Annotated in this window: 33 protein-coding genes and 1 pseudogene; 14 read left to right on the forward strand and 20 right to left on the reverse strand. The window is 63.6% G+C overall.

Going from position 1 to position 26,108, the window contains the following annotated elements; genetic code table 11:
• Positions 1-24: 24 nt before the first annotated feature.
• A complete protein-coding gene (locus AB0C34_RS17505; RefSeq protein ID WP_357073420.1) occupies positions 25-834 on the reverse strand; it encodes a hypothetical protein in 810 nt (269 codons plus the stop codon).
• 283 nt (positions 835-1,117) lie between these two features.
• On the opposite strand from AB0C34_RS17505, the gene AB0C34_RS17510 reads away from it, so the two are divergent.
• Entirely contained in the window at positions 1,118-1,672 is a 555-nt protein-coding gene (locus tag AB0C34_RS17510; protein WP_357073423.1) for a hypothetical protein, read from the forward strand.
• 220 nt (positions 1,673-1,892) lie between these two features.
• Positions 1,893-2,480 (forward strand): GrpB family protein, encoded by a 588-nt coding sequence (locus AB0C34_RS17515; RefSeq protein ID WP_357073426.1) that lies wholly within the window; start codon positions 1,893-1,895, stop codon positions 2,478-2,480.
• 618 nt (positions 2,481-3,098) lie between these two features.
• On the opposite strand, the gene AB0C34_RS17520 is transcribed toward AB0C34_RS17515, so the two are convergent.
• The 6 genes from AB0C34_RS17520 to AB0C34_RS17545 all read right to left on the reverse strand — a co-directional run bounded on the left by AB0C34_RS17520 (position 3,099) and on the right by AB0C34_RS17545 (position 6,639).
• Positions 3,099-3,380 carry a hypothetical protein gene (locus AB0C34_RS17520; RefSeq protein ID WP_357073429.1) on the reverse strand — a complete coding sequence of 94 codons (282 nt, stop codon included), beginning with the start codon at positions 3,378-3,380 and terminating at the stop codon, positions 3,099-3,101.
• A 180-nt stretch (positions 3,381-3,560) separates the two neighbouring features.
• Entirely contained in the window at positions 3,561-4,412 is an 852-nt protein-coding gene (locus tag AB0C34_RS17525; RefSeq protein ID WP_357073432.1) for a hypothetical protein, read from the reverse strand.
• 270 nt (positions 4,413-4,682) lie between these two features.
• The gene (locus tag AB0C34_RS17530) at positions 4,683-5,408 is read right to left on the reverse strand and encodes a hypothetical protein (protein WP_357073435.1); all 726 of its coding nucleotides are present in this window, start codon (positions 5,406-5,408) and stop codon (positions 4,683-4,685) included.
• Positions 5,409-5,700: 292 nt separating this feature from the next.
• Entirely contained in the window at positions 5,701-6,072 is a 372-nt protein-coding gene (locus AB0C34_RS17535; RefSeq protein ID WP_357073438.1) for a hypothetical protein, read from the reverse strand.
• Positions 6,073-6,205: 133 nt separating this feature from the next.
• Positions 6,206-6,367, reverse strand: coding sequence for a hypothetical protein (locus tag AB0C34_RS17540; protein WP_357073441.1), 162 nt, complete (start codon positions 6,365-6,367; stop codon positions 6,206-6,208).
• Positions 6,368-6,465: 98 nt separating this feature from the next.
• Entirely contained in the window at positions 6,466-6,639 is a 174-nt protein-coding gene (locus AB0C34_RS17545) for a hypothetical protein (RefSeq protein WP_357073444.1), read from the reverse strand.
• A 338-nt stretch (positions 6,640-6,977) separates the two neighbouring features.
• On the opposite strand from AB0C34_RS17545, the gene AB0C34_RS17550 reads away from it, so the two are divergent.
• On the forward strand, positions 6,978-7,211 hold the full coding sequence (locus AB0C34_RS17550) for a LuxR family transcriptional regulator (protein ID WP_357073447.1): 234 nt from the start codon (positions 6,978-6,980) through the stop codon (positions 7,209-7,211).
• A gap of 271 nt (positions 7,212-7,482) precedes the next feature.
• Here AB0C34_RS17550 and AB0C34_RS17555 read toward each other — a convergent pair whose 3' ends face one another.
• Positions 7,483-8,154 (reverse strand): hypothetical protein, encoded by a 672-nt coding sequence (locus AB0C34_RS17555; protein ID WP_357073450.1) that lies wholly within the window; start codon positions 8,152-8,154, stop codon positions 7,483-7,485.
• Positions 8,155-8,192: 38 nt separating this feature from the next.
• Between AB0C34_RS17555 and AB0C34_RS17560 the strand changes: the two genes are divergently transcribed.
• Genes AB0C34_RS17560 through AB0C34_RS17575 form a run of 4 tightly spaced genes read left to right on the forward strand, consistent with a single transcriptional unit; the run spans position 8,193 to position 9,442 of the window.
• Positions 8,193-8,579 carry a hypothetical protein gene (locus tag AB0C34_RS17560; RefSeq protein ID WP_357073453.1) on the forward strand — a complete coding sequence of 129 codons (387 nt, stop codon included), beginning with the start codon at positions 8,193-8,195 and terminating at the stop codon, positions 8,577-8,579.
• A 45-nt stretch (positions 8,580-8,624) separates the two neighbouring features.
• Complete coding sequence (locus tag AB0C34_RS17565; RefSeq protein ID WP_357073456.1) at positions 8,625-8,891, forward strand: hypothetical protein; 267 nt, start codon at positions 8,625-8,627, stop codon at positions 8,889-8,891.
• Positions 8,892-8,904: 13 nt separating this feature from the next.
• Positions 8,905-9,150, forward strand: a complete 246-nt coding sequence (locus AB0C34_RS17570) for a hypothetical protein (RefSeq protein ID WP_357073459.1) — start codon at positions 8,905-8,907, stop codon at positions 9,148-9,150.
• Entirely contained in the window at positions 9,137-9,442 is a 306-nt protein-coding gene (locus tag AB0C34_RS17575; protein WP_357073461.1) for a hypothetical protein, read from the forward strand. The genes AB0C34_RS17570 and AB0C34_RS17575 overlap by 14 nt, the downstream gene beginning before the upstream one ends.
• A gap of 398 nt (positions 9,443-9,840) precedes the next feature.
• Here AB0C34_RS17575 and AB0C34_RS17580 read toward each other — a convergent pair whose 3' ends face one another.
• The 8 genes and pseudogenes from AB0C34_RS17580 to AB0C34_RS17615 all read right to left on the reverse strand — a co-directional run bounded on the left by AB0C34_RS17580 (position 9,841) and on the right by AB0C34_RS17615 (position 13,274).
• Positions 9,841-10,047, reverse strand: a complete 207-nt coding sequence (locus AB0C34_RS17580) for a hypothetical protein (RefSeq protein ID WP_357073464.1) — start codon at positions 10,045-10,047, stop codon at positions 9,841-9,843.
• Positions 10,048-10,101: 54 nt separating this feature from the next.
• A complete protein-coding gene (locus tag AB0C34_RS17585; protein ID WP_357073467.1) occupies positions 10,102-10,233 on the reverse strand; it encodes a hypothetical protein in 132 nt (43 codons plus the stop codon).
• A 116-nt stretch (positions 10,234-10,349) separates the two neighbouring features.
• Positions 10,350-10,532 (reverse strand): annotated as a pseudogene (locus AB0C34_RS17590) (hypothetical protein); the annotation flags it as partial.
• 12 nt (positions 10,533-10,544) lie between these two features.
• Positions 10,545-10,667: a hypothetical protein gene (locus tag AB0C34_RS17595; protein ID WP_357073469.1), complete on the reverse strand. Its 123-nt coding sequence runs from the start codon at positions 10,665-10,667 to the stop codon at positions 10,545-10,547.
• 33 nt (positions 10,668-10,700) lie between these two features.
• The gene (locus AB0C34_RS17600) at positions 10,701-11,498 is read right to left on the reverse strand and encodes a hypothetical protein (protein WP_357073472.1); all 798 of its coding nucleotides are present in this window, start codon (positions 11,496-11,498) and stop codon (positions 10,701-10,703) included.
• Entirely contained in the window at positions 11,491-11,988 is a 498-nt protein-coding gene (locus AB0C34_RS17605; protein ID WP_357073475.1) for a hypothetical protein, read from the reverse strand. Before AB0C34_RS17605 ends, AB0C34_RS17600 begins: the two co-directional genes overlap by 8 nt.
• A 107-nt stretch (positions 11,989-12,095) precedes the next feature.
• On the reverse strand, positions 12,096-12,383 hold the full coding sequence (locus AB0C34_RS17610; RefSeq protein WP_357073478.1) for a hypothetical protein: 288 nt from the start codon (positions 12,381-12,383) through the stop codon (positions 12,096-12,098).
• A gap of 93 nt (positions 12,384-12,476) precedes the next feature.
• Positions 12,477-13,274 (reverse strand): DUF4913 domain-containing protein, encoded by a 798-nt coding sequence (locus tag AB0C34_RS17615; protein WP_357073481.1) that lies wholly within the window; start codon positions 13,272-13,274, stop codon positions 12,477-12,479.
• A 226-nt stretch (positions 13,275-13,500) separates the two neighbouring features.
• On the opposite strand from AB0C34_RS17615, the gene AB0C34_RS17620 reads away from it, so the two are divergent.
• The 3 genes from AB0C34_RS17620 to AB0C34_RS17630 all read left to right on the forward strand — a co-directional run bounded on the left by AB0C34_RS17620 (position 13,501) and on the right by AB0C34_RS17630 (position 15,664).
• On the forward strand, positions 13,501-14,016 hold the full coding sequence (locus tag AB0C34_RS17620; RefSeq protein ID WP_357073484.1) for a hypothetical protein: 516 nt from the start codon (positions 13,501-13,503) through the stop codon (positions 14,014-14,016).
• Positions 14,017-14,053: 37 nt separating this feature from the next.
• Positions 14,054-14,800 carry a hypothetical protein gene (locus tag AB0C34_RS17625; RefSeq protein WP_357073487.1) on the forward strand — a complete coding sequence of 249 codons (747 nt, stop codon included), beginning with the start codon at positions 14,054-14,056 and terminating at the stop codon, positions 14,798-14,800.
• Positions 14,801-15,271: 471 nt separating this feature from the next.
• On the forward strand, positions 15,272-15,664 hold the full coding sequence (locus tag AB0C34_RS17630; protein WP_357073490.1) for a hypothetical protein: 393 nt from the start codon (positions 15,272-15,274) through the stop codon (positions 15,662-15,664).
• A 330-nt stretch (positions 15,665-15,994) separates the two neighbouring features.
• Here the strand turns inward: AB0C34_RS17630 and AB0C34_RS17635 are convergent, their stop codons facing one another.
• Positions 15,995-16,324: a hypothetical protein gene (locus AB0C34_RS17635; protein ID WP_357073493.1), complete on the reverse strand. Its 330-nt coding sequence runs from the start codon at positions 16,322-16,324 to the stop codon at positions 15,995-15,997.
• A 492-nt stretch (positions 16,325-16,816) separates the two neighbouring features.
• Between AB0C34_RS17635 and AB0C34_RS17640 the strand changes: the two genes are divergently transcribed.
• Both AB0C34_RS17640 and AB0C34_RS17645 read left to right on the forward strand, forming a co-directional pair.
• Positions 16,817-18,367 (forward strand): hypothetical protein, encoded by a 1,551-nt coding sequence (locus AB0C34_RS17640; protein WP_357073496.1) that lies wholly within the window; start codon positions 16,817-16,819, stop codon positions 18,365-18,367.
• Between the two features lie 518 nt (positions 18,368-18,885).
• Positions 18,886-19,956 carry a nuclease-related domain-containing protein gene (locus AB0C34_RS17645; RefSeq protein WP_357073499.1) on the forward strand — a complete coding sequence of 357 codons (1,071 nt, stop codon included), beginning with the start codon at positions 18,886-18,888 and terminating at the stop codon, positions 19,954-19,956.
• Positions 19,957-20,083: 127 nt separating this feature from the next.
• On the opposite strand, the gene AB0C34_RS17650 is transcribed toward AB0C34_RS17645, so the two are convergent.
• The 3 genes from AB0C34_RS17650 to AB0C34_RS17660 all read right to left on the reverse strand — a co-directional run bounded on the left by AB0C34_RS17650 (position 20,084) and on the right by AB0C34_RS17660 (position 23,073).
• Positions 20,084-20,626: a DUF6302 family protein gene (locus AB0C34_RS17650; RefSeq protein WP_357073502.1), complete on the reverse strand. Its 543-nt coding sequence runs from the start codon at positions 20,624-20,626 to the stop codon at positions 20,084-20,086.
• 7 nt (positions 20,627-20,633) lie between these two features.
• Positions 20,634-21,197 (reverse strand): hypothetical protein, encoded by a 564-nt coding sequence (locus tag AB0C34_RS17655; protein ID WP_357073505.1) that lies wholly within the window; start codon positions 21,195-21,197, stop codon positions 20,634-20,636.
• A gap of 268 nt (positions 21,198-21,465) precedes the next feature.
• Complete coding sequence (locus tag AB0C34_RS17660; RefSeq protein WP_357073508.1) at positions 21,466-23,073, reverse strand: AAA family ATPase; 1,608 nt, start codon at positions 23,071-23,073, stop codon at positions 21,466-21,468.
• A 505-nt stretch (positions 23,074-23,578) separates the two neighbouring features.
• On the opposite strand from AB0C34_RS17660, the gene AB0C34_RS17665 reads away from it, so the two are divergent.
• Both AB0C34_RS17665 and AB0C34_RS17670 read left to right on the forward strand, forming a co-directional pair.
• Positions 23,579-24,496: a hypothetical protein gene (locus tag AB0C34_RS17665; protein WP_357073511.1), complete on the forward strand. Its 918-nt coding sequence runs from the start codon at positions 23,579-23,581 to the stop codon at positions 24,494-24,496.
• A gap of 374 nt (positions 24,497-24,870) precedes the next feature.
• A complete protein-coding gene (locus tag AB0C34_RS17670; RefSeq protein WP_357073514.1) occupies positions 24,871-25,710 on the forward strand; it encodes a hypothetical protein in 840 nt (279 codons plus the stop codon).
• Positions 25,711-26,108: the final 398 nt, after the last annotated feature.

The following is a 26,108-nucleotide window of genomic DNA, read 5'->3' on the forward strand; positions in this document are numbered from 1 at the left end:
GCGGGTGCGGATCGGAGTGGCCAGTCAGTCGCGTGTAGTGAGTTGAGCACGTAGTTCTTCCACTTGTTCGGCGTCGAACTGGTACTCGTCGAGCGCCGGGCCTGGGTCGCCGAACTTCGTACGCAAGTCCCGCTGCTGTTCGCGGTGCCAGGCCCTGAGTTGCGTGAGAACCGCAGCGGCGGGAAACCCCTCGAGAGCGAGGACTTCCACGACTTGGGACTTGCTGAGCTGCGCCGCTGGCGCGGAAGTCGCAACTACTGGTGTCTGAGCACGGACTGGGGTGGTGGGAGTACGCCCCGAGGATGTGCGTCGACGCCTGCGCCGCCGCCGAGTGGCTGTGTTCGGTGCCGGATCGGTGTCGACGAATCCGTACGTCGCCAAGGCGCCACGCAGGCCCTCGTACAAGGCCTCACGCAGAACTGGTTCAGCCAGTTCCGACAGCAACTGATGGCGATGCCGTTGGACGTACTGGTCGCCGAGGCCGGTGGTCCGGGCCATGAGGACTTGGCGGGTAGGGAGGTGATCCCAACAGCCGTAGGTGAGTTGAAGTTCGAAGAGATCGACGGTGTGCATCATCGCTTCGGCGTAACCGCGGCTGACGAGTCCGTCGAGCCCGCGACGTATCACGGCGCGGCGACTGCGCTTGATGTCGCGCTCGACGAGGGTGGTGTCGTCGCCGTCGTACAAGTCGTAGTCGTCGTCACGTAGACCGATCTCCGTCACGGCGAACCACGGGTAGCCGGCATCGAGATCCCATGTCCGCCAAGGACCTACATGTCCGATGTAGAGCGCAGCGAGGAGTCTGCGCTGAGTGCGGCCCAAACCCCGTGACATCAAGCCATTTTAAGTGCATCCACCGTGTCGGTCACGGTTGCTCTAATTGGGATTCGCCCGGGAGTTCGAACGGGTTGCCCTCCCCCCGAGTGCGAGTCGGGGGGAGGACAGAAACACCAATGCAGTCCGAGAAACCGTTCATTGGAGTTGGGATGAGACTAACGCCTCCCCACGGGGAGGGGTACCACGTGCAGGTTAACGTTCTGTACTGGTACGCCACCGACGTAGGTCATCGGGATGCCGGCGCCGACACGTGGTCGGCCTCGCGGGAGCCCGCGAGGCCATGCTGACCGCGTGGGGCGATGAGAGCGGATCGCAGCCCGGCAACGATCCCGGGACCTACATCCTCTCGGCCGTATTGCTCGATGACACCGAAGAACAACATGTTCGCGCGGAGATGCAAGCACTGCAGCTGCCCGGAGAGAAGAAGCTCCACTGGCACTCGGCCAGCGCCGACCAGCGCTTGGAATTCATCGAGGTGGTCGCGTCCTTGCCGGTATGTGGGATCGTCGCCGTGCATCACTCGGCCGACGCGGACGATCGCCGCCACCGCCGCAAGTGCCTCGAGTACCTGCTGCCCCACCTGGCGTACCTGAACTGCGGCTCGCTGACCCTGGAATCGCGAGGCGGCGCCGACGCCAGCGACTACGACATCGTGCAGAAGTTCCGCGCCCAGCGCGTGCTCACTGCGGACCTGAGACTCGGGCATCGGATCGGCCGCGACGAACCAGTGCTGTGGACCGCGGACATCGTCTGTGGCGCGGTCGTCCAGCACCGCGTAGGGAACTCGACATACCTCGACAAGCTCGGCGGCATGATCGAAATGCGTTCGATCTGACCTCGGATACGACGCGAGCCACGGGCCTCGTCGTCCGGCGAGTAATCCCGTGGCTCACTTCCAACCCCACCTCGATGGGGCAGCTACGTTCGCCAGGGTAGCAGTTTGTAGCCCACAAGCGAGCACAACCTTCATCACAGATCATCGCTCCCTCAAAGTCGCGTCAGCGCGGCAATAAAATAGATCGGCTCCCCGGCGGGCCGCTGCTACGTTGACACGGGTGCCCACCTTCGAGGAGATCACCCGACACCACGAGCCCGACCCGGCCGAGAGCCCGTGGGTGAACGGCGCCCCTCCGCCGGAGACGGTCTCGATCGTTGCCTACCAGCCCGAGTGGCCGCGCCGCTACCAGGCCGCGGCGACGGAGATCCGCGCGGCGCTCGGCCCGGCGGTGATGGACATCGAGCATGTCGGGTCTACCTCCGTCGAAGGACTGGCCGCCAAGGACGTCATCGACATCGATCTGACGGTGGCCGATCCCCGCGACGAGGAGCGGTACGTCCCTCTGCTCACGCGGATCGGCTACATCCTCACGGTTCGGGAGCCATCCTGGCACCAACACCGGTGTCTGAGGCTGGCCGATCCCCGCGTGAACTTACATGTGTTCGGACCAGAGTGCCCGGAGGTCATCCGGCACCGCATGTTCCGCGACTGGCTACGGGCCCACCCTGAGGACCGCGCACACTACGAGGACGCCAAACGAGCGGCGGTCCCAGGAGGTGGGCACGTCATGGACTACAACGCGCGCAAACAGGAGACCGTCCGCGCGATTTATGACCGGCTGTTCCGCGCGGCGGGAATGCTATAGGCACCCAGACAACAGCCGCACTCGGCACACGCTCATGCCGCCGACAACGCGTTTTCATGCGCCTCGACGGCCGGTCATCGATCTCGGTTGAGCGCACATGCGTTGGTTCAGAGAAGCTTGCATCCGCTGTCCGAGCCTGCGCGTTGATCCACGTGGTCGCGACCGGCTCGCCGAGATCACCACCAACCTGCGCGACCGCATCGCCGAAGCCCACGCGAACGGCTGGACAGGTGAAGTCGAGGGCCTGCAAGTCAGCCTCAACGCTGCCGCGCGGCGAAGATCGCGACCCTCGACCGGATGCGCGACCGCGAGACCGGACCGAACACAACCAATCTCGCAATCCCGATCCCCATCCAACGACCCGAATAGCTAGTCCAGAGAACACTTTCGTGTTCAAAACCGGACAATGCCCAGCTCAACCGCACCCCGAACCCCCACCCAAGCCCCAGACCCGACCACACAACAACACGCGACAGCACAGCAGGTGCCACGCGAGCACCCGCCAGCATTCCGGGTGTCAGTGCGGTGACCTCCACTGCGACAATCCCGTTCGGCAGCCTGAGCGACTGCGTGCACCGCGGCGGCGGCGAGCGCGGCCACGACATCGAATGACCTGCATCAGACCCGGCGCATGAACGCCAACGTGTAGTAAGCGTTCCCGATGTTCCGTTCGACCACGCTGACCAGCTCCCAGCCCTGAGATCCGAGCAGCTCGATGCCGTTGACCAGGTGGACGACCGGCTTGAAGATCGCACGCTGGTGGCCGGCCGAACCGAACACGAAACCGCCAGACTGAGCCGAACTCAGCACCAGGTTCCGGCGCGGATAAGACCGCAAGTCCACCACACCGTTCAACACAGCGATCACATCGAAAACAGGCCCAGGCACAGGGGAATTCACATCCCCATCGTTCTGCATACCCCGCCGAAGCGCACATAGTGGCTTCGGTCGCGCAACCGGGAGTCGCTCGATCGCGAAATTCGACACCACCCCAGCCGGTGTGTCGGTCGGGGTGGCGCCGGCTGGGTTGTGTTGGTAGTTCAGCTTCGGGTGGCCCGAAGGTGTGGGAGTCGGCGCGAGTCAGCAGACACCAGGCGACTCGGGCGTAAGCCAACCCGAGAGTCGAATGATCTCCGCCGCGATCTCGCCAACCCCACGTTCGTCGGTCACGACTCGATGGACTCCGGGCGGGCACCCGATGTCGAGTCGGTGAGCCATGACCGCACTGCGCTGCAGGGCGTCGTCGAGACCAGATCCTATCTCGCGCTGGGAAAGTCGCCGGCGAGCGGTCTCGTCCGTACAGGTCAGCAGAACACCGACGACGGTGGGGCTATCACCCATGGCCGCGGTCAGCTGATCGGCAACCTCGTCCAAGACGCTAGCGGTGTTGGTGTAGACCATTCGCCGATATCCCAGCGCACGATAGTTGGCCCACATCCCAGCCAAATTCTGTTCCGCAAGCCCCTGTTCCCATGTCAGCGGATACGCCATATCGAGGAAGTCGCCCTCGATCAGGCAATGACGCACTCCCGCAGCAGACAACTGCGCATGAACCTCGAGACCGACACTGCTTTTCCCGACACCCGACCGGCCCCCGATCAACACCGCGGCGGCCGGCACGCTCACAACAGGTGAGCCGTGTGGGATCGGATGCTGTGGGCGAGCGATGATTTCCGCGGTGATCCAGAGAACTCCTTCGTCATCGGGTTCCTTGTCACGGTGGTGGACGGCCCAGGTGCGGGCGTTGACGGAGCCGAGCGCGCTCGTTGTTTCGGTGGCTGTCAAGTGGGGGTCGCCATGGATGGGGTGCGCGCGCAGGACCTGCAGGGCGTCGTCGAGACTGGCGCATATGGCGAGGCGGTGACGACCATCGACGGGGTTGTCCTGGAACCAGATCGCTTCGGCGATGTAGACGGTTGCGGGAGCAGTCATGGGGGTCTCCATCGGTTGTGTTCGTCAGGTGGTAGAGCGGGATCAGCAGTTGCACACCTCGCGTCGGCCGTTGTCGGCCGGCAGGCCGAGCGAGCTCGGCGCGCTCGGGCGGGGGGACTGTCCGGTTCGCAGGCTCAGGATGTCGACAGCCGGACCGGCCGCTGGGCTACCCTTCCCCCGACTCGCGCAGGTTCGTGACGACCCGGCGGCATCTCCTCAACGATCGTCAGGGCCGTCGGTGTCCGACGGCCCTGACGGCTGTTTGTGGATCTACTCGTTGTTGTGTATGGCGTAGTTGTGGGAGTTGTCGCCACCGGCGAAGTCGGCGTGGGTGAACTCGCTGACCAAACCTCCCACCCAACTGGCGGGCTCACCCGGTGTCGCCGGCGATTGGGGATCATCAGCGGATGTGTTGAGCCATGCCCGCAGCCCACCTACGAGGTAGTACAGTGCCTCGCCGCTGTTGGATTCGATGTAGAAGTCGCAGTTCCCAGCGAATCCGTAGGCGCCGAAGCGCTCCCAGACACAAACGATTCGGACTCCGCAGACATTGGCGAGATGGCCGAGGACCGAGTTCACCTTCTCGGGGGTATAGCCCTCACTCATGCATCCACGCAGTTCGGTCGGAACCTCGAGCGGGGCGTCCAACTCGGCCAGGGCTTGGGTGAGCTCGCGGCTTTCGTCCTCGTAGCGGTAGGCCATCAGCTGGATGTGGCCGATGAGCGTTCCGAACATCTGCTCCACCGTGTCGAGGGTGAACGGGAACGTCGGCACGCGTGAGGGTTCGAACCATTCGCCGGGATCGGAGTACGGGACAGGTTTGAGCGGCAGTCGGCGAAGCGCCGTCAGCTTCTGCGCCACCTCCCACAACTCGGCTGCGGTCGAGTCCGCGGTCTTGCGGCCGTCGTTCCATACGTAGCGCTTGTCGTCGGTGTCTTCGGCGTACAGGTCGATCTCTTTGAAGTCGACTGTCCGGCTGTCGATGTCGCTCGTCACTGTGGGCGTCCTTTCGGAGGTGGGATGAAAGTGGGTCGGGGGGACGAAGTGCGGTGCACCGAGGTCGTGGGCACCAAGAGGTTTCTTGTGTCGATCGGCCCGAGTGGCTGTCGCGACCACCCGGGCCGGTCGAGATGCCATGTCAGACGTGTCGGTCGATCACGCCGGACACCCATTCAGGGCCGACCGACAGCCGGTAGTGGAATTGGAAGTTGTCGTCCAACTCGAGATCCACCTCGACCGGCCAGCTGCGCGTCGTCGTGGCGGTGACGGTGTGCAGGACTGCGGCGGGCTACTCGCTGCTTGGTCCGTCCGCGCCGCCGATTTCAGCGAGGACCTGGGCGACGATGGCCTTTTCGTCCGCGGTGAGCTGCCGAACGCGCGGATCGGTGCTTTCACCGCGATACCACGCACAGTTGTCGTCCCAGATACGGCGTTCGGTGCTGTCCTCGATGGCTTCGTGGGCGGCCTTCTTCGTGGTTCGTCTGGCGATGGTCGCGCCGCGGTGGTCGACGACGTACCACCGTCGGGCATCGATGCGCTTGACGGTCCACTCGGCGGGAGGGTGCTGCAAGTGCTCTCGAACAGCGCGCTCGAAGGCTCGCATCTGCGCTGAGACGTGTACGGGCTCGGTGTCGGCTGTCGCGGGCTGGTTCGTGGTCATACGGATCTCCTGGGTCGATGTGGCGGTGATCGGGTTGTTGGCTGGCGGTAGGTGCAGCCGTAGTATTGGTGGGCGATCCGAGGGACCAGGCAGATTGGTGCTGTCTGGTCCCTCGGATCGCGCCAAGGGAGTCCTATTGGTCTCTCCACCGATCGCCGTACTCGGCGATGTCCTGCTCGATTGCCGCGACGGCCTGCTCCCTGGTGCCGTGCCGGGTAAAACCACCGAAGTGGTTGGTGGAGTAGAAGTATCCGAACCGCTCTTCGATGTGCCAGATACGCGTGGCTCGCGTCATCGTGGGTCCTTCCGTTGTGGGGGCATGATGTTTGGTGAGAGGGCCATGCTGGCGAACTCGGTTCGACTGCAACGCAATTGGCGGTGCCCCGGGGTGGGTCATGCGGGGCTCCGGATGTCGGAGAGCAGCCGGTTGGCCATGCTGCACACTTGGTCGAGGTGGAAGCGGGCTGCGTCAGCGAGTGGCGCGTTCTCGTCGACGGGGAAGCTCAGCTCGGACCATCCGGAGGTGATTCCGACGAGACAGGCGGCCCGCACGGTGGTCAGGTCCACGTCCACGACACCGTTGGCGCCCGAATTCGGCTTTCAGATAAGGCGTTTCGCCGTCGGCGATGAAGTAGAGGCCGCAGCCAGGGGTGGTCTTGGCGTTCATGTGTGCTCCCGTCCATGATCCGATCCAGTTTTTCAAGACAGTCTTGAAAACTTTCGGCTCGAACCTATAACCTCGAATCTCGGACTGTCAAGACAGTCTTGAAGAGACTTGCCGAGGAAAGGCCGACACAATGAAGACCGAACCCACGCCGGACACGAGACCGGCCATTGGCGATAATCCCTCGACGTGGCGAGCAATCCCGCCGCGATGGCCGGTCAAGCACACGAGACGAGGTGGCGTGAAGTCCGAGGACGAACTGGTGGCCGAGTTCAAGGCCGCGCACGCCGACACGGTGCGGCTCGACGAGGAACTCGCTGCCGCACGCCGCCGCCGGCGCGGCGCCGGCGAGAAGCTGAAGAAACTCGGCCGAGGAACCTCCTGGATGGCACGCCTCATCGGCGTCACCCCCCAGGCCGTAGACGGCTTCCTGACCTACCACCAGCGCCGAGCACGCAAAACCCACGAAGCCTGATCAGCGCGGCCTACCGCCGGAAGCCTCAGAACCGCGGGCCCGGCGATGACATCTCGGACCGCGGTCGAAACGATGAACGCGCGACCCATGCCGGCGCCCTCCGGCACCGACCCCGGCCGGTGCCGAGACTTCGACCACCCGATCAGCGATCGCTGTGACAGAACCCGTTCACGTACCGGCGGGGTCGACGCCGAACCGAACGTTGTGCGCGGGCTGCGAAGCCGCACGAAAATATCAGCGCTGGTGGTCCTGGTCGGTACCTGTGGACATCTCAGACGGTCGGGGTGCCCTTGAGCGCGGTGGCGGTTTGGAGGTCACCCAACCTGTGGTGCTGGGTGCCTGGCAACCCAGTGGGGCGGGAATAGCCGAGCGGCAGGTTGATCGGCACTGCCTCTCCGAGAATGAACAGATCACACGGGCCCGGCCAGAGTTCGATCATGTCCGGGCTGGTCAACAGCGGACAGATCACTGCGAGGCGGTGGGCGACGACCGGGCTCGGGTGATGCGGCGGCACGGCGGCGGCACTGCCGAGGAAGTACCGGGCGAGAATTGGCCGCACGTCCGAGATTTGATGGTCGCGATCAGTGCCGAGCGCGTCGGCTATGCGCCGCACGGGTTTGTTCAAGGCGTGGTCACGCAGGTAAATCCCGTGCTCATGCCACAACGGTGCCCCGACTCGAGTGTTGGACGCGACCAGTGCAACAACACTGGTGCTTTCCAATTGCCCGATGGGCCGACCACCCACCAGGTATGCGTCGGTTGCGCCGATCGTGAGTGGCAGCTCCCGGGCGGTGCGTACCTGGCGGTCACTGCCACCGGCGTCTTCGACGTCCTGGGGGTGGAACCCGAGCCGACTGACCGAGTCCACCAGCACCGTCTGCATCAGCGTGCGTGCACGCTTGTACTCACTGATGCACTCCGCCAACGATGCATGATCGGACAAGGCCCCTACTCCAATCCATTATTGGTCATTGACCGTAAATGGTATACAGTGAGGCTGCCCGAATCAACGTCCCCGCCGATCTCGAACGGACCGACATGAGTTCCAACCCCGGACATAGCCCCAACGCCCCGCAACTGGGCGCGGCCGAGCGGGAAAGGCTACGGCACGCCCACCGCATACTGCTGAGTTCGCCCGACGCCGACTTGCAGAAGAGGGGCGGCCAGGCTGTGGCCGATATCCTCCGCGCAGAGGTTCCAGACCTGGACGACGTCACGATCGGAAGGGTCGCGTTGGCGGTCGGCAGGTACCTCGGACACCTCGCCGCCAGTGACAACGACCGGAACATGACCATCGCGGGAAATCAAGTCATAGCAGCCGGATTGCATCTCACAGAAGCCGAGTGGAACGCCGAGGCACGCCCCTGACCGTCAATCGGTGAGGGCATCTACGACTATCCCTGTGGTTCCGGTTTGGCTCCCGGCGAATACGTGATCGGAGACTGCGCGGTGCCCGTTGGTGTGCTCGCCGTGTTTCGTTGCGGGCCAGGGGATTTGGAAGGCCATGCCAGTGGTCGATGCGAGCAGTCGCGCGCTGCGACAGGCGGCAATCGATCGGCGCTGACCGCTCCGACACCGGTACACGAGCTCGACGAGACGAAGCTGTGGATGTTCACCCTCGAGGACAGCCGCCGCCACCTGCGCACCCTATTCATGCGCATCATTGATGCGCATGATTGATACACTCACCCCCATGCCCTCGAAACGGAAGAATTGGACGGTCGACCCTGTCGCCATCGATTTGATCGAGGCTGCGGCCAAGATCGGCGGGATCTCCGAATCCGCGGTGATCTCCCGGCTCGCGCGCCGCCATCTGGCCACCGACTACCCACCCCTGGCCCTGTCCGGCGACGACACCGCCGCCGCAGTGGCCGACCTCGAGCTGGAAGAAACCGCAGCCCGCATCGACGAGCAGCGCGGGTACCGTGCGGCGGGGTGAGGTCTGGCGCTACGAGGTCCAAACCCACAACTGGCTGACCGTGCTGGTCTCCGCACAATCAGTGCTCGACCAAGACGCCCGCCGCGTCCTGTACGGGGTACGCGTCAGCGCCGACAACCCCGTCGACGTACTCGCCGTAGAAGTGAGCATCAACGAACGCGCCTGCTGGCTGAACCTGGGCGACGGACTGGAAAAACTACGACGCGGTTGCCTGACCGAACGCATCGACACCCTCGACACCACCACCATGGAAACCGTGGACATGCGCTTCCGCGCCGCGATGGACCTATAACAACCCCAGCGCCGCCCGGGTGCCAGGTGCCGTGCAAGGCGGAATCGGGGCCTCTCAAGCATGGGTTGCCTCACTGATCGGGATGCCGTTGACGCGGACGGCTTTCCCCCTGCTGATATCGAGCCACGACAACCAACGCGTGGTGGTAGCGACATCAGGCCTGGGGCATGTCCGCAACCACGCGCAGCCATCGACGAGCTCGGTCACCTCCCAATGAACAGCTCCGCGTCCGTATGCCAGGACAACTATGTCCCCTACCGCAAGAGGCGCCCTCTGACCATCAGACATGCCTTCGATCCTTCCGGGAGCTGCAAGCCCCATGGGATGCGGCACCGACAGCGGGCCGGGAGCCGGTTATGCTCCCGGCCCGCTGTCGGTGCCGTTGTGGTTGGCTGGCGCTACCGGATCTCCCTGTGCAGTTCTCGCTGTTGGAGTGCGCGGCGGGCGGCCTTGCGCTCGATGCGCTTGACCCGCTCCAGTTCGATCCGCTTCGCGGCGCGCTGGACCACGGTGTCTTCCTTGTACCGGAACGTGATCCGGCTGTCGCGCTCGTTGATGATCATTCCGAGAGGCGTGCGGCCTTTGTGGATGTAGTGGTCGGTCATGATGAATCCCTTTCTCTCACTGGATATATCGGTGCCGATATCGGTATCGGCGGGTCAGGATGCTGCGCGGATGGGGCGGGGGACCGCTGGGAGTGGGTCGGTGGGCAGCGGGGTCAGCAGGGGCTTGTGCCCGCCCCGCTGTGAGCAGTACTCGAACGGCCCGTCCAGGTCGAGCAGCCAGGCCATATGCGGGTCGGCGTGGTCGAGCCACCAGGCCGACAGATCGCGGGGCCGCCGGATTCGATTGCCTCGGTGTAGATCCGGCGCAGCACGTCGAGGCAGGACAGGGCCTCAGGGTGTGCCCACCACTGCGGACACCACACCGTGAGTGCGGTATCGGTGACCTGCCACTGTCCGATATCCCGCAACTGCGCGGCCACACGATCCCGCTCGGCCCAGAGACGCTGCAGACGCAACAAAGGGCGGACAGACGACCCCTCCGACTCGCTCACCGTCTCTGAAACCCCCTTCTCGTACCGAGTCATTCACCACTGATGTCACTCATCGAAAAACACCACAGCAAGCCCCCCGAGCAGCCACACAACCACCGCCGCGATCACCGCGGCGGTGGTTGTCCACATCGAGTCCTGGGTGAGCACCCAGGTGAAGCCACCAGACACGCCAGCGCAGCCAAGACCGAACAGCGATCGGGATCAGCTGGCGCCCGCGGGAATGGGGGTCCAGCGCGCCCGCGCCTGGTCGGGGATCTTGTCGCAGTAGTGAGGCAGGTAGGTGATCCGGTCGTCCGGAAGCGCTGCTTCGGCGAGAACGATCAGATTGCCTGCCTCGATGCCGAACAGGTAGCCGCCGGTCAACCGGACATGACTGACCGCTTCCGCCCATCCCACAACCTCATTGCAATAGCCGCAGATCATCGTCCCCATGTCGACATCGATGACCCATTCCCCCTCGACGTGATCGGCTGCGTCGGTGGCGGGCTCCTGGCGGTGTACACAGTCGATCGAGTTGCCGAGGTGATGACGCCACTGGCCATCAGCCTCGATCATCGGCCGATGACACTCAGGGCAGGTGCCGGCACCGGTGATAGGGACAACCTCGTAGCGGACACCCGGGTTGGGGTGCGCACGACGCAGGTCAACCACGCACGCAAAGGCAACATCGGCGCTGTCGCAGTTGCGGTACCAGGATCTGCATGCCCCCTCAGCACGTACACACGCAGCAGATTCGTATTTTCGTGAGCGCCGCCGCTCGCCCATGAGAAGATCTCCCTTCGATCGCCACCACGCGAACTGGGCGTCGCCCTCGGCCTCGATCGCGGCGGCCCACACGTCAGCATCGTCGACGATCAACAACACGATGTGCGAACCCAGCCGCTTGTCGACCGGGCCGCCGGTGTCGGCGTAGACCTCACACCCCGCCCGCTGGAGCGTGCCCACCGCGCGTCGAGGCGCCACAAAAACCCCACCCCCAGATACCGCCATGTCATTCATCGGCCCTACTCCTTGTCGTCTTCGGTTCGGTTCCAGTCGCCCAGCAGGCATCTGCCTGCTCGAGCAGGTCGGCGGGTTCCGGGTCGGCCAGCTGCGCGAGGGCGAGGCGGGCCAAAGCGTCGAGGTCTCTGGTGTTGTCCGGATAGGTGCGCCACCAAGTGAGCGCCTTGTCGCGTACCTCGCCAGGCTGGGCCTCGACCCAACGCTGCAGCCGCGTATAGGTGATCGACACCTCACGGAGCAGGAGACCACGGCGCCATCGTCGCGGACGGGCGTCCGGCCAATACTCCACGGGTGTCCACTCATACCAACGCCCGTCGACCCGGGTCCGTCCGAACTCGAAGGAAAAACCTCCACCGCCGCCGCTGCGATTCTCAGCCTGCCAGGCCGCGACAGCCCTGAGCGGAGCCGCCAGCAACTGCCCGACATCCCAGTGCAATTCGCGCAGCAACGCACGCTCACCACCGGTGAAGACCTCACCGTCGTGCATCGCCACCACCCGTACCCCCTCGCACCGCCACAACCACGACAGCGACAGCCCCGTCCAGGCAACAGGTTTCGCGGCACACGCCAGCGGCACCGATGACGGGCACGGTCTCAGCGCTCCCGACCATGCCCGCGAGCATCCTGCGCGCGAGCACGCTGCTGACGCGCCACAGCCAACCGGCGACACTGTTCGGCTTCGCGCTGTTCGGCAGGGGTGAGTTCGCGGACGTGGACAGCCGAGATATCCCCCGCCCGGCGCGCATCGGCGGCGGCAGCCAACCGTTTATCGAGCTCTTCGCGACTGTAGACGTTGATCGAGTTCCCCAACAACTGCCACGCGGGATACTTCTGCCGTCCCTGCTCGGTCGGGGTGACACTCAATACATATCGTGCCGTCATCTGCCACACATCCTTTCGATCTGTTTCTGTCGGGTGAGACGGACCCTGTAGGGGTCCGGAAGTGGTGAGGAAGTAGTCGCGACACTCGCCCGGTCACGCCACAGCGACAGCTACCGCGCTGGCGCGGGTAGCGAACAGATGCGTCGGCGCATCAGCGCGGTCGGTGGGCAGCGGGTCGAGCATGTCCTTGTGTCCCTTGCGGACACCGCAGTATTTGAACGGGCCGTTCCACGCGAACAAGCTCGGCATGATCAGATCGGCGTGACCCGACCACCACTCACTCATCCCCAACGGGCCCGCCATGCGCAGACTCTCGAACGCCCGCCACAACGCCCACAGCCGGTCCACAGCCTCGACATGACGCCACCACTGCGGACACCACGTGCTCTGCTCACTGTCGGTGACCTGCCGGGCATACGCGTGCGCGAGGAACTCCTCCACGAAAACCCCCACCGACGAAAACCGTGACTTGGCGGTCGCGCTGTCACCGGCAGCGAACAAAAAGGGCTCCGCACCCTCACGATCGGTGCGCAGCGGCTTGAGCGTGTCCTTGTGACCACCACCGGCACTGCAGTACTTGAACGCCCCAGCCGGGCTCAACAACACCGGCATCAGCAGATCAGCGTGACCCGACCACCACTCACTCATCCCCAACGGCCCCGACACCGCCAGATCCTCATACGCCGTCCACAACGCCTGCAGCCGACTCACCGCCTCCTCGTGGCGCCACCACTGCGAACACCACACGTTCTCGGGGCTGAGGTGGACCTGCCGGGCATACGCGTGCGCGAGGAACTCCTCCACAAACCCACCCAACGACGAAAACAGCGGCGAATCCCCACCACCTACATCCGTCGCCAACAGCAACGGGTCGATCAGGTCGACAGACATCAAAACTCCTCAAAAGCATGAAACGGTCCAGCCATCAGCCACCAAGGCCACGGCCCGCGCGGGGAAGCATCAACCACCCCACAACAGCAATGCGATCATGCTAGCATGCTCGCATTGCATCGGAGGGGTGTCACCCCCGAACCAACCCGTCATCGGGCGAGGGGCGAAACAGAAAAGGATCCGACATGCCACACCACATCACCACCACACCGGGTTGTCGTCGGCGATGACGCAACTCGACCTGTTCGGCGAAATACTCGCCACCGAACGCCAGCACGCGATCGACGCCCTCACCTGCCTACGAGACGCCGTACCAACCGCCCTGGAAATCGTTGCCACACTGCGCTACACGAGCACACACGACACCACCACCCCCTCCGCAGGCGGTGACTGGGCCTACTGCGTATGCAAAGCCGGACTACGGTTCCAACCCCTCACCCAATGGCAAGGATGGAACCACCGACCCGCCCACCTCATCACCTGGCACCACCTGGCCACCCTCATCGGCCACGACCCACGCCGCCACGAAATCAGCGCCTGGATCAACACCCTCCCCCACCCACGCTGGCCACAACTCCAACGCCCACACGAACTATGGCCCCACCCCGAAACCTGGCACCCCCACCACATCACCAACGACCGAAACCACCCCCACTGGCCCACCCGCAAACACGCCTGGACACAAACCCTCACCCTCCTCACCGACACCATCAACCACCACACACACCAACCACCGACCTGAACAACACCCACCCCACACCCAGCGGGAGAACCACGCGATGAACGAGCCACACCTGTGGGACCACGAACACCCCTACTACAGCCACCTAGGCCACCGACACGTGTCCCCGGCCGATGGAGGCAACCACGAAGACTTCGACTCGTGGGCAGATTTTCTCGAAGCACGCGGCGACGAAGACCCCGACTACAACCTGCTGGTGCGCTGGGACTGGATCAAACCCGAACCCGAATGGGCCGAACCCGACTACACCGACGAACTGAGCCTGTTCTACGTACTGCAACGCGAAGGCGACTACTGGTCAGTCACAGTCACCGTCACCGAAAACGACGAACCCGCCATCCGGAAATGGCTGACACAACGCGCCACCCACCTCGCACACATCTGGACCCCACTACTACCCACCACCCCACAACCAACACCCTCACCCACCAACCAACCAACCATGAAAGACCCCACCATGCCTGACCACTTCGAACAAATCCACTACACCCTGCCCGCCCGCCACCTCCAACCCGGAATGTCCACCGCCGACGGACAAGACATCCTCACCGTCTCACCCAACGGCCCCTACATCGGCATCACCGTCTACACACCCCGCGACGACGACCCCGCCACCGACGCCGCAAACCGAGCCGAACCCGAATACCGCATCTACGACCCCGACGAACCAGTCGACCTATGCACCTACACCAACACCGCCATCGACGGCAGCTACCACCCAACAGCCACCATCACCACCACACAACACATCACCACCACACCCACAACCGACGACGATGGTTAGCGCGAAGACGAAGCCGGGGCGGGGGCGGGGGCGGGGGCGGCGACCTCGACAAGCACCGGACACTGGTTTCGATTTCTGACACCCCCACCGCGAACCACAGATCCGCATCGACACTCCGAACCGCTTCCCCCACAAACCCCTTCTGCACAAGGCGAATCACCATGCCCGTCTACCAGACCGCGCTACCAGGTAACCGCTCAGCATTCCTGATCGCGCACCTACAATCCGGCGACACACTCACCGTGCAGATATCACTCGGCGAACGCTGCTGCCGCCACAACCCCGACTGTGACCAGCACCCCATCCACGGATCCAGGCTTAGGGCCCTCCCCGACCCCTACAACAACCGCCAACCCGACGACTTCCCCTGCACGTTGTCCGACACGACGGCAGGCCAGGGCCTGCCGAGAAACCCCCTGGCCACGCGAGGTGCCGGGCACGGATGTCAGTGCCGTAGTCCACAATTCGTTCATGGGTAACCTCTGGGTGGCAACACATGACGGGAACTGGCTTCGAGCAGATCAGATCGCGGAAGTAGCGTTCCGTGGCAGCCGCGAAACCGACAGTGGAACAACAGACTACGGCAGAAGCGGCCCAGAGACCTTCGACGTGATCGTGCGGTTGACAGGCATGACCATCGGCCACTGGTACTCCAACGACGGCGACCTGCACCCACTGACCCGCACCCTCGCCAACGGTTACACAGACCCCGCTGCAGCACAAAAGGTGGCACTGCGCCTGACCCGAGCACTGATCACCCACGCCGACGCCCGCGCACAGATCACCGTATCGAACGAGAAAATCAACCTATCGTCGGTCAACCTCACCCAACCCGAACCTGCCAAGAGTTCCCCCGAGAACTGAACAGCTACTGGTTGCCAACCCGACTCGGCCGTGGCCGAGTCGGGTCCGAGATACGCGAACCGCGGGCAGCCGATACCCCCCATCGAAACAGACACCGAGAGACCTGCAGCCAGCCCCGCGAAGCCGAGCCTGGCTCTATCGGTGAATTCCAACGTCGTCTATCGGCCAGATCCGGCATCGCTTGGGCCGAGATGGGCGGCGCGGGTATCGGCGAACTTCGACAGCACCCGAGCACGGCATTCGCGGCACTCGACCGAACAACCCACGCCTGACCAGGTGAAGCGATCGACCACCGCCGAGCCCTCCAGATTGCCCAAACACCACACCAGGTCAACGAGACCCGGTCATCGTGCCCAACGGGTGGACATCCACCGACTGCCACACGATCACGACGATGGTGACGAACACGACGACGGTCAGCACCGCACACACCACACCACACCAGTCGGAAATACGGCTGAAGCGTTCACCACGAGCCCTCGCCGGGAAAAACCCTTCACCAGGAAACCCGTCACCGACGATCGCCAACTCGGAATCAGCGTAGGCACGACGAGCAAAGAATCCAGCCACCATCCCGACCACACCCAGCGGCCCTTCAATCACCAAACACACCAACAACACCACGATCAGCGCACCGTTCGGCGCGTGCGTCGATATCATCAAAACCCCCTGGTCCCTCGACTGATTCATGAGTGGACCCCACGAATTACGGACATTGTCCCAGCAGGCACCGACACCACCCACAAACCAATTGTTGCTTCAATCCGAAGTGATGCAGCCTGGAGGCCCCGAATGCGGATTTCTACCTGACTCGCTTGCCCACCCCATGCGAACGTCAGTGTGTGCATCACAGCCAACACCCACACTGCGCCGAGCTCTGAAGGCAATCGTCATGACTGCCCGTGCATTTCGAGTCGACGCGCCGATCGTCGCTTTCCCGTCCACGCAGACGCCGAACACACGCCCACCAAGCGTGTGCATCCGATCGTCAGCACCCCCTCCCTAGTCGAACATGGCGAGCGTGCGAATGCCACAACGAGGTCCGAGACCATCACCACCGCGCCGGTGCCGCACGAGCGAGCAGCCACCAGCCGCCACCGACATCCCCACCCAACCCACCAACCACCTGAACCGATCGGAGATCCACATCCCATGACCACTCCACCCGCCGAGCGGGAAGACTCAGTTTTGGACACCTCGGAGCTTCGGTCCCGGGCACAGGCCATCGACGCGATCCACCACCTGGAGCAGTTAGTTCACCGCAACCGCGTGATGCTGGGTGCCCAAGCGGTCGGCGGGGAGGCCGCCACCGAAGCGAGGCGGCTTCTGCAGTCGTTCAAGGACTCCACTGCCCTGACACCTGGGGAGATCGATCGGGCCGAGTTCGCTGTGGCGGAGGTGCTCGCCGGCCGCGAAGCCCATTTCTTGTGGGCTCGGATCGCTGATGCCACGATGTTTCGGGCTTGGCGTGAGAACTGGACGGAGAACCCGCCGACGAGCGAGGCCGATCTGGTGTGGGTGGAGCCGGGCGCGTTTCCTGATATGCCCACCCTCAGGCGGGTCGTGTGGGACTTCGCTGACCTGTCGTGGGAGGAACGCCAGCAGTTGCAGAGGACCCCGCAGGAGATGGCCGAGTTGTTCACGAAGTTGGAGCGGCTGGTGACGACGTCGCCAGCCGGTGGACGCGACGCGGACGATCAGTGGGCGCGCGAGTTCGACGAGATCGCAGCACCCTTGCAGTACAACTTCTGGATCATCCCGAAGACCTTGAGCAATCCTGGTGAGGCTTACCGGGGCCAGCGGATCGCCACAGCGCTGCTCAACCTCGTGCCGGTCCCTGAGGCATGGAACAAGGTCTTCGACGCCGTGGACTACGAGTCGTGGGCGAACGAGTTCATCGAGCGGCGAGAAGCTCGGTTCCTCGACGCGCCAGGGCTCAAAAAGGTCTACATCAACGGCGAGGATCCGACAGTGGCCGAACCGGTGCAGTCTATGAGCGATCTGGAGACTGTGGTGCGCGAGCTGTGCAGGGAGGTGGTGGTGTCAACCGCGCGGGAGTGGCGTGAGGACTGGGACCATATGGGCTATACACGACTCGATCACCTGACCCAGATCGCCGAAACCGCGGTTTACGCGATCCGCTACCGCGACGTTCTGCCCAGCGACCAGAAGCCGCGTGGTGAGCGTGTGATGGCTGCACTCGTCGGCGGGGATACCGAACTGGCCTCCGACCCAGACCGAGTCCTGCACCTAATCACCGATCCTGATGACACCAACTACCGTGCATGGCTCGCCGGTATGGCGGCTTCCTACGAGGAGCAGGGGGCGCAGGCCGCCGAAATGCGTTATCTCGCGGCGGAAAACGCCGCCAGAGGGCACGAGGAAGCCCTTGCCCTATTGGCTGAGGACCGGACAGAATTCGGAAACGAGTTCGCTGACGAACGCCCCCACGCCGCCCACCCCGCCGGAGTTGGAGATAGCACCAGTATCGATGCAGCGGAGTTGGCTGGTGTCGCTGCCGCCGCGGCATCGCGCCCCAACAGCTACACGGTCACCTGGACGATGGGCATCGACGCAGACTCCCCCGAAGAAGCCGCCCGCGAAGCACTCTCCATCAACCGCAACCCAGATTCGATCGCCACTATCTTCGACGTCACCTCCGAGAGCGGAACCACCACCATCGACCTCACCCCCCAAACCTGACCCACCAGAACAGGCCATCGCCCGGCACCAAGTCCTGACCACCCTCTCCTCCAACTTCCGACTCACCTGTGACCGATGGTGATTGCGGCTCGTACTGGCATGCGGGGGCACCGCGAGGAGCAAGATTCACCCTCGCCCGTCTTCCGATAGTCAAGACTCCATACCATCACGCCGAAAAGGCGGCGGCAGCCCGACGACACCAGCCAGGCGCGGGCGGCCATTTCCACCTCGAACAATCAACCCTCACGCAGGTGCACAGTGTCCTGGGCTACGCCGGCCGCCGCCGCGCGGATCGCCAAATCCAGTTCCTGGTCTGCCAACTGCGAAGCGCGTTCGATCCGTTCGGCAGCAACAGAAGGCGGTCGGCGGTCCAGGCATCATGCGCATGCTGGCGCGAGAACATGTTGCGCCGCAACCACTTTCCGGACTGATCGGTTCATCGGTGTCGGTGTACGCCGCTACTGTTGATTACATGATCGCCCGACGGCAGGCGACCATGCAGGGCAGGGGTGATTACAGTGCTGGTCGTTCGCGCGAGCCGCAAAAGCATTCCGGGTACCGAACGTCAGGTCATCGACTGGCTACGGACGGATGCCATTCCAGGAATCGCGGTTTCAGGCTGCCGGATTCCCTCACGCCACCGCGGACGCAACCGCAGCGAGGAAGCCGACCTGGTGGTGTTCACGCCCCAGACCGTCGCTGTCATCGAGGTCAAAGGAATCCGCAAACGCGTCGGTGGTGTGCTGTACAGCCCGGTCAACGGCCGTTGGGCAATGGCGGGAATCGTTGGCGATCCGGTGCATGTGCGCGCCAGTGACACCAATCCCCTCGATCAGGCATCCGAGCGAATGTATGACCTCAAGCACGTTATCGAACAGGTCGGTGACGGCCAGGGCGCATTCGTGTCCGCATTGGTCACAGTGATGCCGATTCCCGGGTTCCCGATCACGCTGGAGCGGGGCCCGATACCGATGCCTACCGGCTGCGAAATCCTCCTGGGTGCGGGCCCAAGAGAGTTGCACGAATGGTTCGGCCGGGCCGCGCGCCGCCGTGAAGCACCCTGGACCGTCGAGCGAGTGTTCGCGGTACTCGCCGCGCTCGGTGACCACCGCGAAATTTCGATCGCCGACCTGCTCGCCGCAGGCTTCATTTCGAAACACTCAAGGCACGATCAGAGATCAGTTGAAAATCCAAGGAACCCAATCTTCGCCGCGCCCGCGCCCCCAGCTGACGTCAACAGCACGGCCGACCACAGCGCGACCCGTACCGCCGAAGCAAACACCGTCAACTACAGCGAATACCGCCCAGGGTTAGCCTCTGTCCCCACGGCGCGCAGTCACCCGTTCCGATCCTTGGTGGTGGCTGCCGCCGCGCTGATCGTAGTCGGTGGCGGTCTGTGGTGGTTCGCCGCCGGCGCCGAGTCTGGGACAGCTCGCACCGATAATCACACGCCAGCCGTGACCAGTTCGGTCACTGAACCGCTATCCCCCACGCCCCCACCTATCCCAGAGGCGGCACCAACGCAAACGCCACCACCACCACCACCGCGCCGGGCAGGCTGCTACCCATTCCAAAAGAACTGCAGCTGAGGACTGCCATCATCGAAGCGAAAAGCTAGTTCGCGGACAACACGCTCAACAATTCCCCACCTGTTCTGCGATCCCACAGGAGGCCGAGCCAGATAGCCGCTGGCCTTGGCCTCCTATTCGCTGGCGGTTAAGGTTCATGCCCTTCTATCCGGAGTACTTCGTTGGCCACAGCCCGGCCGTAGTGCCCGGTGATGGCCTCGCGGATCACATCGTCGTGGTAGCCATACATCCGGCCATCAGCCGCGGTCAGACGTGCCCATTCGGTGTCTGACTCCTCCCAGTCCGGCAACGGCGCCTCATCACCACCCCATCGCACCTGCGTCGGATACTCCTCGTCGTCGTAGGACACCACACGGGCATCCGGGTATCCAGGGCGGGCGGCCAGATTCCGCGCAACTGTTGCCGCGTCATCATCGGGAGCGAAGACGCATCCCGCTCGGCGACCTAACACAGCCGGGACAGCCAAGTCTTTGCCCACCGGCACCGCCAGTAGCAGCAGATCCGGATTGGCCAACCGTTCAAAGAGGTACCGGAATTGGCTCACGCCCACACCTGCATCCAGCAGCGCTCGCTCCAGCAATTCTGGTGCGATCTTTCCGAGACCACCATCAGGTGCGCCCGCTTCTTCGAGGATCTGGGCCAGCGTCGGCCCGGAGCCGTCATTGATCATGATCGCCTCACCCGACCTGGCCGAGCGGAACCGAGCGGACATGCAGGTCGGACAGAACCAGGTCCCATTCCTCAGGGTTGATTCTGGCCAGGTCGAACACGCACCCGGATTCGGCGGCGGTCCAGGCGGCAGCCGGGGTGGGAAAGTCCCCCACGTGCAAGGTTGGTGCGTCGATCCGTGGAATCACTACCTCCCATTTGCCGCCCGCCGCCCAGTGGGCGAGTACGTCCAGGTGCTCGGCCAGTTCGAACGCCACCACATCGGGCACCTGGCCCCGCTCGCGTTCGGTGGCGTACCAGGGTGCCAGTGTCGCGTGTACCTGCTCGATCGTTTCGCGGTCTTCGGTGTGCATGTGGGTCACGAAATCGCCGCCGCATTCCATCGCATGCGTGGATATTGCGCGGTCGGTGGCGGGGTTGTACGCGGCTCCGGGGTGGCGGCCACGGCTGAGGTAGACCACCGACCAGGTTCCGGCGTAGTGAAATCCGACTCCGATGCGATCGTCCGCGCCGATGGCGGGGTCATCGGGCTCGATGAGCAGTTCATAGGTGATGTCGAGAAAGGTTGTCATGGTGCGCTTTCTCCTCTTAATCGGATGCGGGGTTGGGGCATGGTGCCGACACCCTGGCATGTTCATTGATGGCGGTCGGGCTCGAATCTTCTCTGGCCGCGTGTGCGACCATCACTCGCGGAGACCGGCTACATACTCGGTGGCCGGTTCTGCTGTTTGGGGAGTTCCGTAGTCATCGCGCCGTTGCGCTTCGCTGCCGCGCAACGGCCTACTGGTCGCGGCCAGGTTCCCCTGAAGCGGTTGGTGGCGGTCTCGCACGCCGCACGACCTATGCCGCCGCCGGCGTCAGTCCGCGGAACACGGAGCATTCGCGGAACAGATCAATGCTGAATTCGCGGTCTTCGTGGGCGGCGACCTGGGCGACCAGTCGCAGCAATTGGCGCATATCACGCGGGCTGATCACAGGAAATGCCTCGATCAGTTGCTCGATGAGCGGTGGTGGCAACTGGCGCTGGTGTAGTGCAGCCAGTGTCTGCCACGCGCGGGCTGCGTCCTGCCCGGTGGGTGGCTGGTAGGTGATGACCGCTGCACACCGGGAGCGAATCGCGTCGTCGATGTCGTAGGGCCGGTTGGTTGTCAAGAATGCCAACCGGTCGAAGTATTCGAGCACGCGCAGGAATTCGGCGGTGAGCGCGTTGCGGGCCAAGTCATTGCCGCGAGTACCGACCAGCACATCGGCCTCATCAATCAGCAGAACCGCATCCCAACGCCGTACCCGTTCGAACACCGTGGCCAGGGTGTGGCGAATTGGGGCGCCGACGCCTTTGTCGCCGAGCAGGATTCCTAGATCCACCCGGTACAGGGTCTTGTTCAGCGTCTCGGCGTACACCTCTGCGGTCAGTGTCTTGCCCACTCCGGGCGATCCCTGGCACAGGATGAGGTTGCCGGCCGATTTCCCGGCGATCAGATCTGTCACATATGCTGCGCTGTCACCGGTCAGTACGTCCAGGAGGCGACTGTGGGTGTGCGGCAGTACTAATCGGTCGATCAGGGTGTCGTCAAAGACGTGGGCGGACACGTCGGCGATGTGCATCACCAGCGCCTCATCCGCGGCCGGGTCGAATACCTCGACGACCGGCCAGACCGGCATCCTCGACAAGTCCGGATCACCAGGCACCTGAGCTGGGCGGCTTTCACGCAACTCGGCCTCGATCGGCGACTCCACAGGCAACGATGTGGTGTCCAGTACCACCATATGCCCGTCCAGGTTCCGCGGGAACGCCGTCCCGAATTCTTGGATCTGTAACGCGGTACCGTTGCCGACACAGCGCGTGCCGACACCATTGGCCAGCAACTCAACCAATGCGTCCATGTGCGTGGTGTACTGCTGTTTCATCGCTGGGGTTTCCTTACACAACCCCAGCCGCCGCAAGATCGTTTCCGGTCGGCCACCGCGGGTCTGATCGCAGGCGGCATCGATCCGCAGCGCCCGCGATCTCCACGTGTTCGGCAGATGACTGTAGCTGTCCGGCCGGGCCGCGGTCAGCGTGACATCCAGCTGACCATGCGGGGTTTGGCGGATGTCGAGCACCAGGCATGGCACCGCATGTCCCAGGTCGGTGTCCAAATACACCCACCCGTCGATCGGCTCGTGCGCCAGATACGCCAACAGCACCTCCGGCACTGCCGCCGCGTTCGGCACCGACCGGAACCGGCCGGCACGCGCCGCAATGATCGTCTCGACACCTGCAGCGAACGTCGCCGCCCCCGCACGCACCGCCGCCGCGCCCACATCGGCTAACAGTTCATCGCTCACGTCCCCGGTAGGGATATGGACATGCCCGGAATCCAGAACCTCACGCGGTAACCCCCGCGCAGTCATCAACGCCGCATGCGTGGTCTCGGCCAGCACCACAGCGGGAACATTCAACGACATAACCGTCTTACCTCTCATTACCTTTCAAGGTCAGGTGTCAGGTCACGTCCGTGTCGTGTCAATTCCTTCGACCTAGACCAAGTCCACGCGTTACAGACAGACAGAATCGATATCAGGTTAAGTAATGCTATCATGCTATCATGCCCCCTTGAGCGCCCGACACCGACGTATGCAACCGCTGGAGGACTCACAGTGCTCCGCAACGAGCGCAATCCCTGTCGTGTCGGGCGGAGGCAGCCAGCGAAACAGGTTTCTTACTTGCAGTCGGTTGAAACCCCGATCGGGACCGCAACTGGGTGTAGTAGTCGTGGAAAAGCTGCCAGCCGATAGCACCTATACGATCCAGTCCACTCCTGATCGATGACTGCGGATCTCGGGGGTGCGCTCAGGTAGGCACACCAGCGGTGCGAAGCCACGTCTCAACGGATACGACTCCAGCAGATACTCGGACGCTGCCAGTTCCTGTTACATCCGCTTCGCTCCACTGCAGCCCAAGGAGAATGCTATGCCGTACAGCCGTATCAACCTCGTACCACTCAACAGTGCTGAGCATCCGGCCCGCACTATCCATTGCGGGTGGGATCACGGCCTGCAGACATTCTACGCAGCGGTCATCGACCCCGCCCTCACTGAGCACGACAAACCCCGTGTACTCGTCGAAAGCGGGAGGGAACCAGGTGAATTGGTCAACGCGCAGCAGGTAATCGACCTCGTGTCGCCGTATGCGGTGATCCCGGGCGGCCTGAGCGCGGTCCTTGACTCCCATCGCGCGGCAGACACCTCCAGTCCAGACAGCCTCGCCCAAGAACCCGGTCACCAGATCCTCGTTTCGATGGGCATGCTCACCCCCGCTGTTGTCGCGACCAGATTCACTGCACGTACCAGCCCGTGGCCCACTCTCGATGCGCAAGTGGACTACCTGCTCATCGAGCCTGACGGCACCTCCACCTACGGCAGCCGCGAAGCAGACCAGACACTGTTGGAGGCTCTGAGTCTGCGCATTCCCGGCTTTGTGGTCCCGAAAGATCACGGCGAACTGTGCCTATGGTTCGATGACACCTTCGCATCCACAGACACGCCGCAGATGGCGAATCCCCGCGCCGACTACGTGGTCACTAATCTCGGCTTTCCTCACGCTGGTTGGCGAGGAACAGTCGCGGTCAGCATGAACTGCGATGAGATCGGTGAAACGCCTCCACTCACCCGGGAGTGGCGAGGTCGCATTGACCAGCTGATCGAACAAGCCCACCCCGGCCTTGCCACGGCAGCCGCGAACCTTGACGCCCTCTCCGCGGTGGCGCGAGGCCACGACTACACCGCCACCCCATCATCGGAACACCTCGCAGCGGGCGAATCCCGTGATGCGGTCGGCATCAACCCTGAAACGCAGACCGAGGCCACCGAGCCAACCACAGGTTTGTGAGCAGCATCTGCCAACGGTGCAAGCAGTGCGAGTATAGCTCCGCGGCGCGCAGTCGCCGCGGCTGCATCTACTGCCTCGGCTGCACCAAATCCTGCCCGGTGAGTATCACACGCACCGAATTCCCGAATTTACCTGCGGGGACGTCAGATGGGACAACACCGCCAGACGCACCCAACGCCTGCCCCGCGCCGGACTGGATGCGAACCTGCCCAGGCTGAACGCTCTCGCCTCGTGCCACCAGAACCTCAAGGCGCGCCTGTTGCCCGCGACCACGGGGACTTCCCACCGCCTGTGCGAAGGGTCCGAACTTCGTAACCAGGTCAAGGGAACACTTGATCGCATCCATACTCTTGAAATTGAGAGGGAACAGCGATATGGACACAGCGTCCGTAAACAATCATCCGCGTGATGGGAATCGCAAATTCCATGACGGCGACATCGTCATCGACGCCCACCACCCTGAATCCACAGGATTGGTGTGCGGTGACCCGCGCATGCGCGGAGGTATTCTCGGAGTCTGGGTCGAGTGGGATGAAAGCGAGTTTGCCGCAGACTTCGAGGCGGCTCCATACCTGCGCTTAGGTGAGGTTATCTCCACCGAGGAACAACGCCATGCCGCTACTGAATTGCAACGGTCCTTGCGCAATGCTGAGCGGGATAGGCGCGTCCTGGAGATCACCCAAGTGCTCACCGACGTTCAAGCCGTCGTCGGACCCGTGCTGATCCGGACCCGGGATGCGCTCAAAGCGATGGGGCGAGTTGCACCATATGTGCCCGGTCGCATGTGGGAGATCTACGAGCCGGTCGATGGTATCGAGATCAAGCGAGACGGCGACCGGACGCAGTTAGTGGTCGCAGGTTACATCGTGGGGCAAGTGACGCGAAGTCCTGGGCTCGGGTCGTGGTGCGCGGCCTGCCGAATGTGCGGGGAACTGAATTTGTACGACACGTGGGAGACCAAAGGGCTCAACGGGGTTCAGCTGCACCTTATCAACAGCCACGCCACCGACATCCCCACCAGCTGGAGTCGTCGGCCAGCTAATATGCCGACTTGGGTCCGCGCAGTTGAGACCGACGATGGGCTTAGCGCGGCCGCCGCTGCCCAGCCGGCGCGAACACAGACCATGATTACAGAGAGGGCCGCGCCCACGACGCCGCCACCAGCTAGCGAACCTGCTGCGGATGCCGCACCGACGACAGGCATTGGACCGTAACTGTAACTGAACCATGCGATCTGGACACCGGCCCGGGCGCCTTATCATCGGCGGGCCACCTCAGCGGGTTCGCCCGCTGACACGCCGACAGCGATGCGATGAAGGACAATCCCTGCGCGCTCAAACCACTGTCCATACTCCGATTCGACACCACTGGCTCGTCGCCGGCTTCTACCAGCTACCAGCGATCCGCTTGTCCGCCACATCGCCTCCGCGCATCCCGTTACTCGACAAGAAGTCTGGACGAATTCCGTCGGCAGTGTCGGGCGCCGCGGCTACTATCTCGGAGTCACCGAACCTCGGTGCCTACACATGAGGGACAGGGTCGGGGGGGATCTCCAGGTCGATGTCGGGGAGATTCTTGGTGGGAGGGCTCGGACATGAGCGACGCTGCGGGG

This window comes from Nocardia sp. NPDC049220 (genome assembly GCF_040647855.1).
Taxonomy (GTDB): domain Bacteria; phylum Actinomycetota; class Actinomycetes; order Mycobacteriales; family Mycobacteriaceae; genus Nocardia.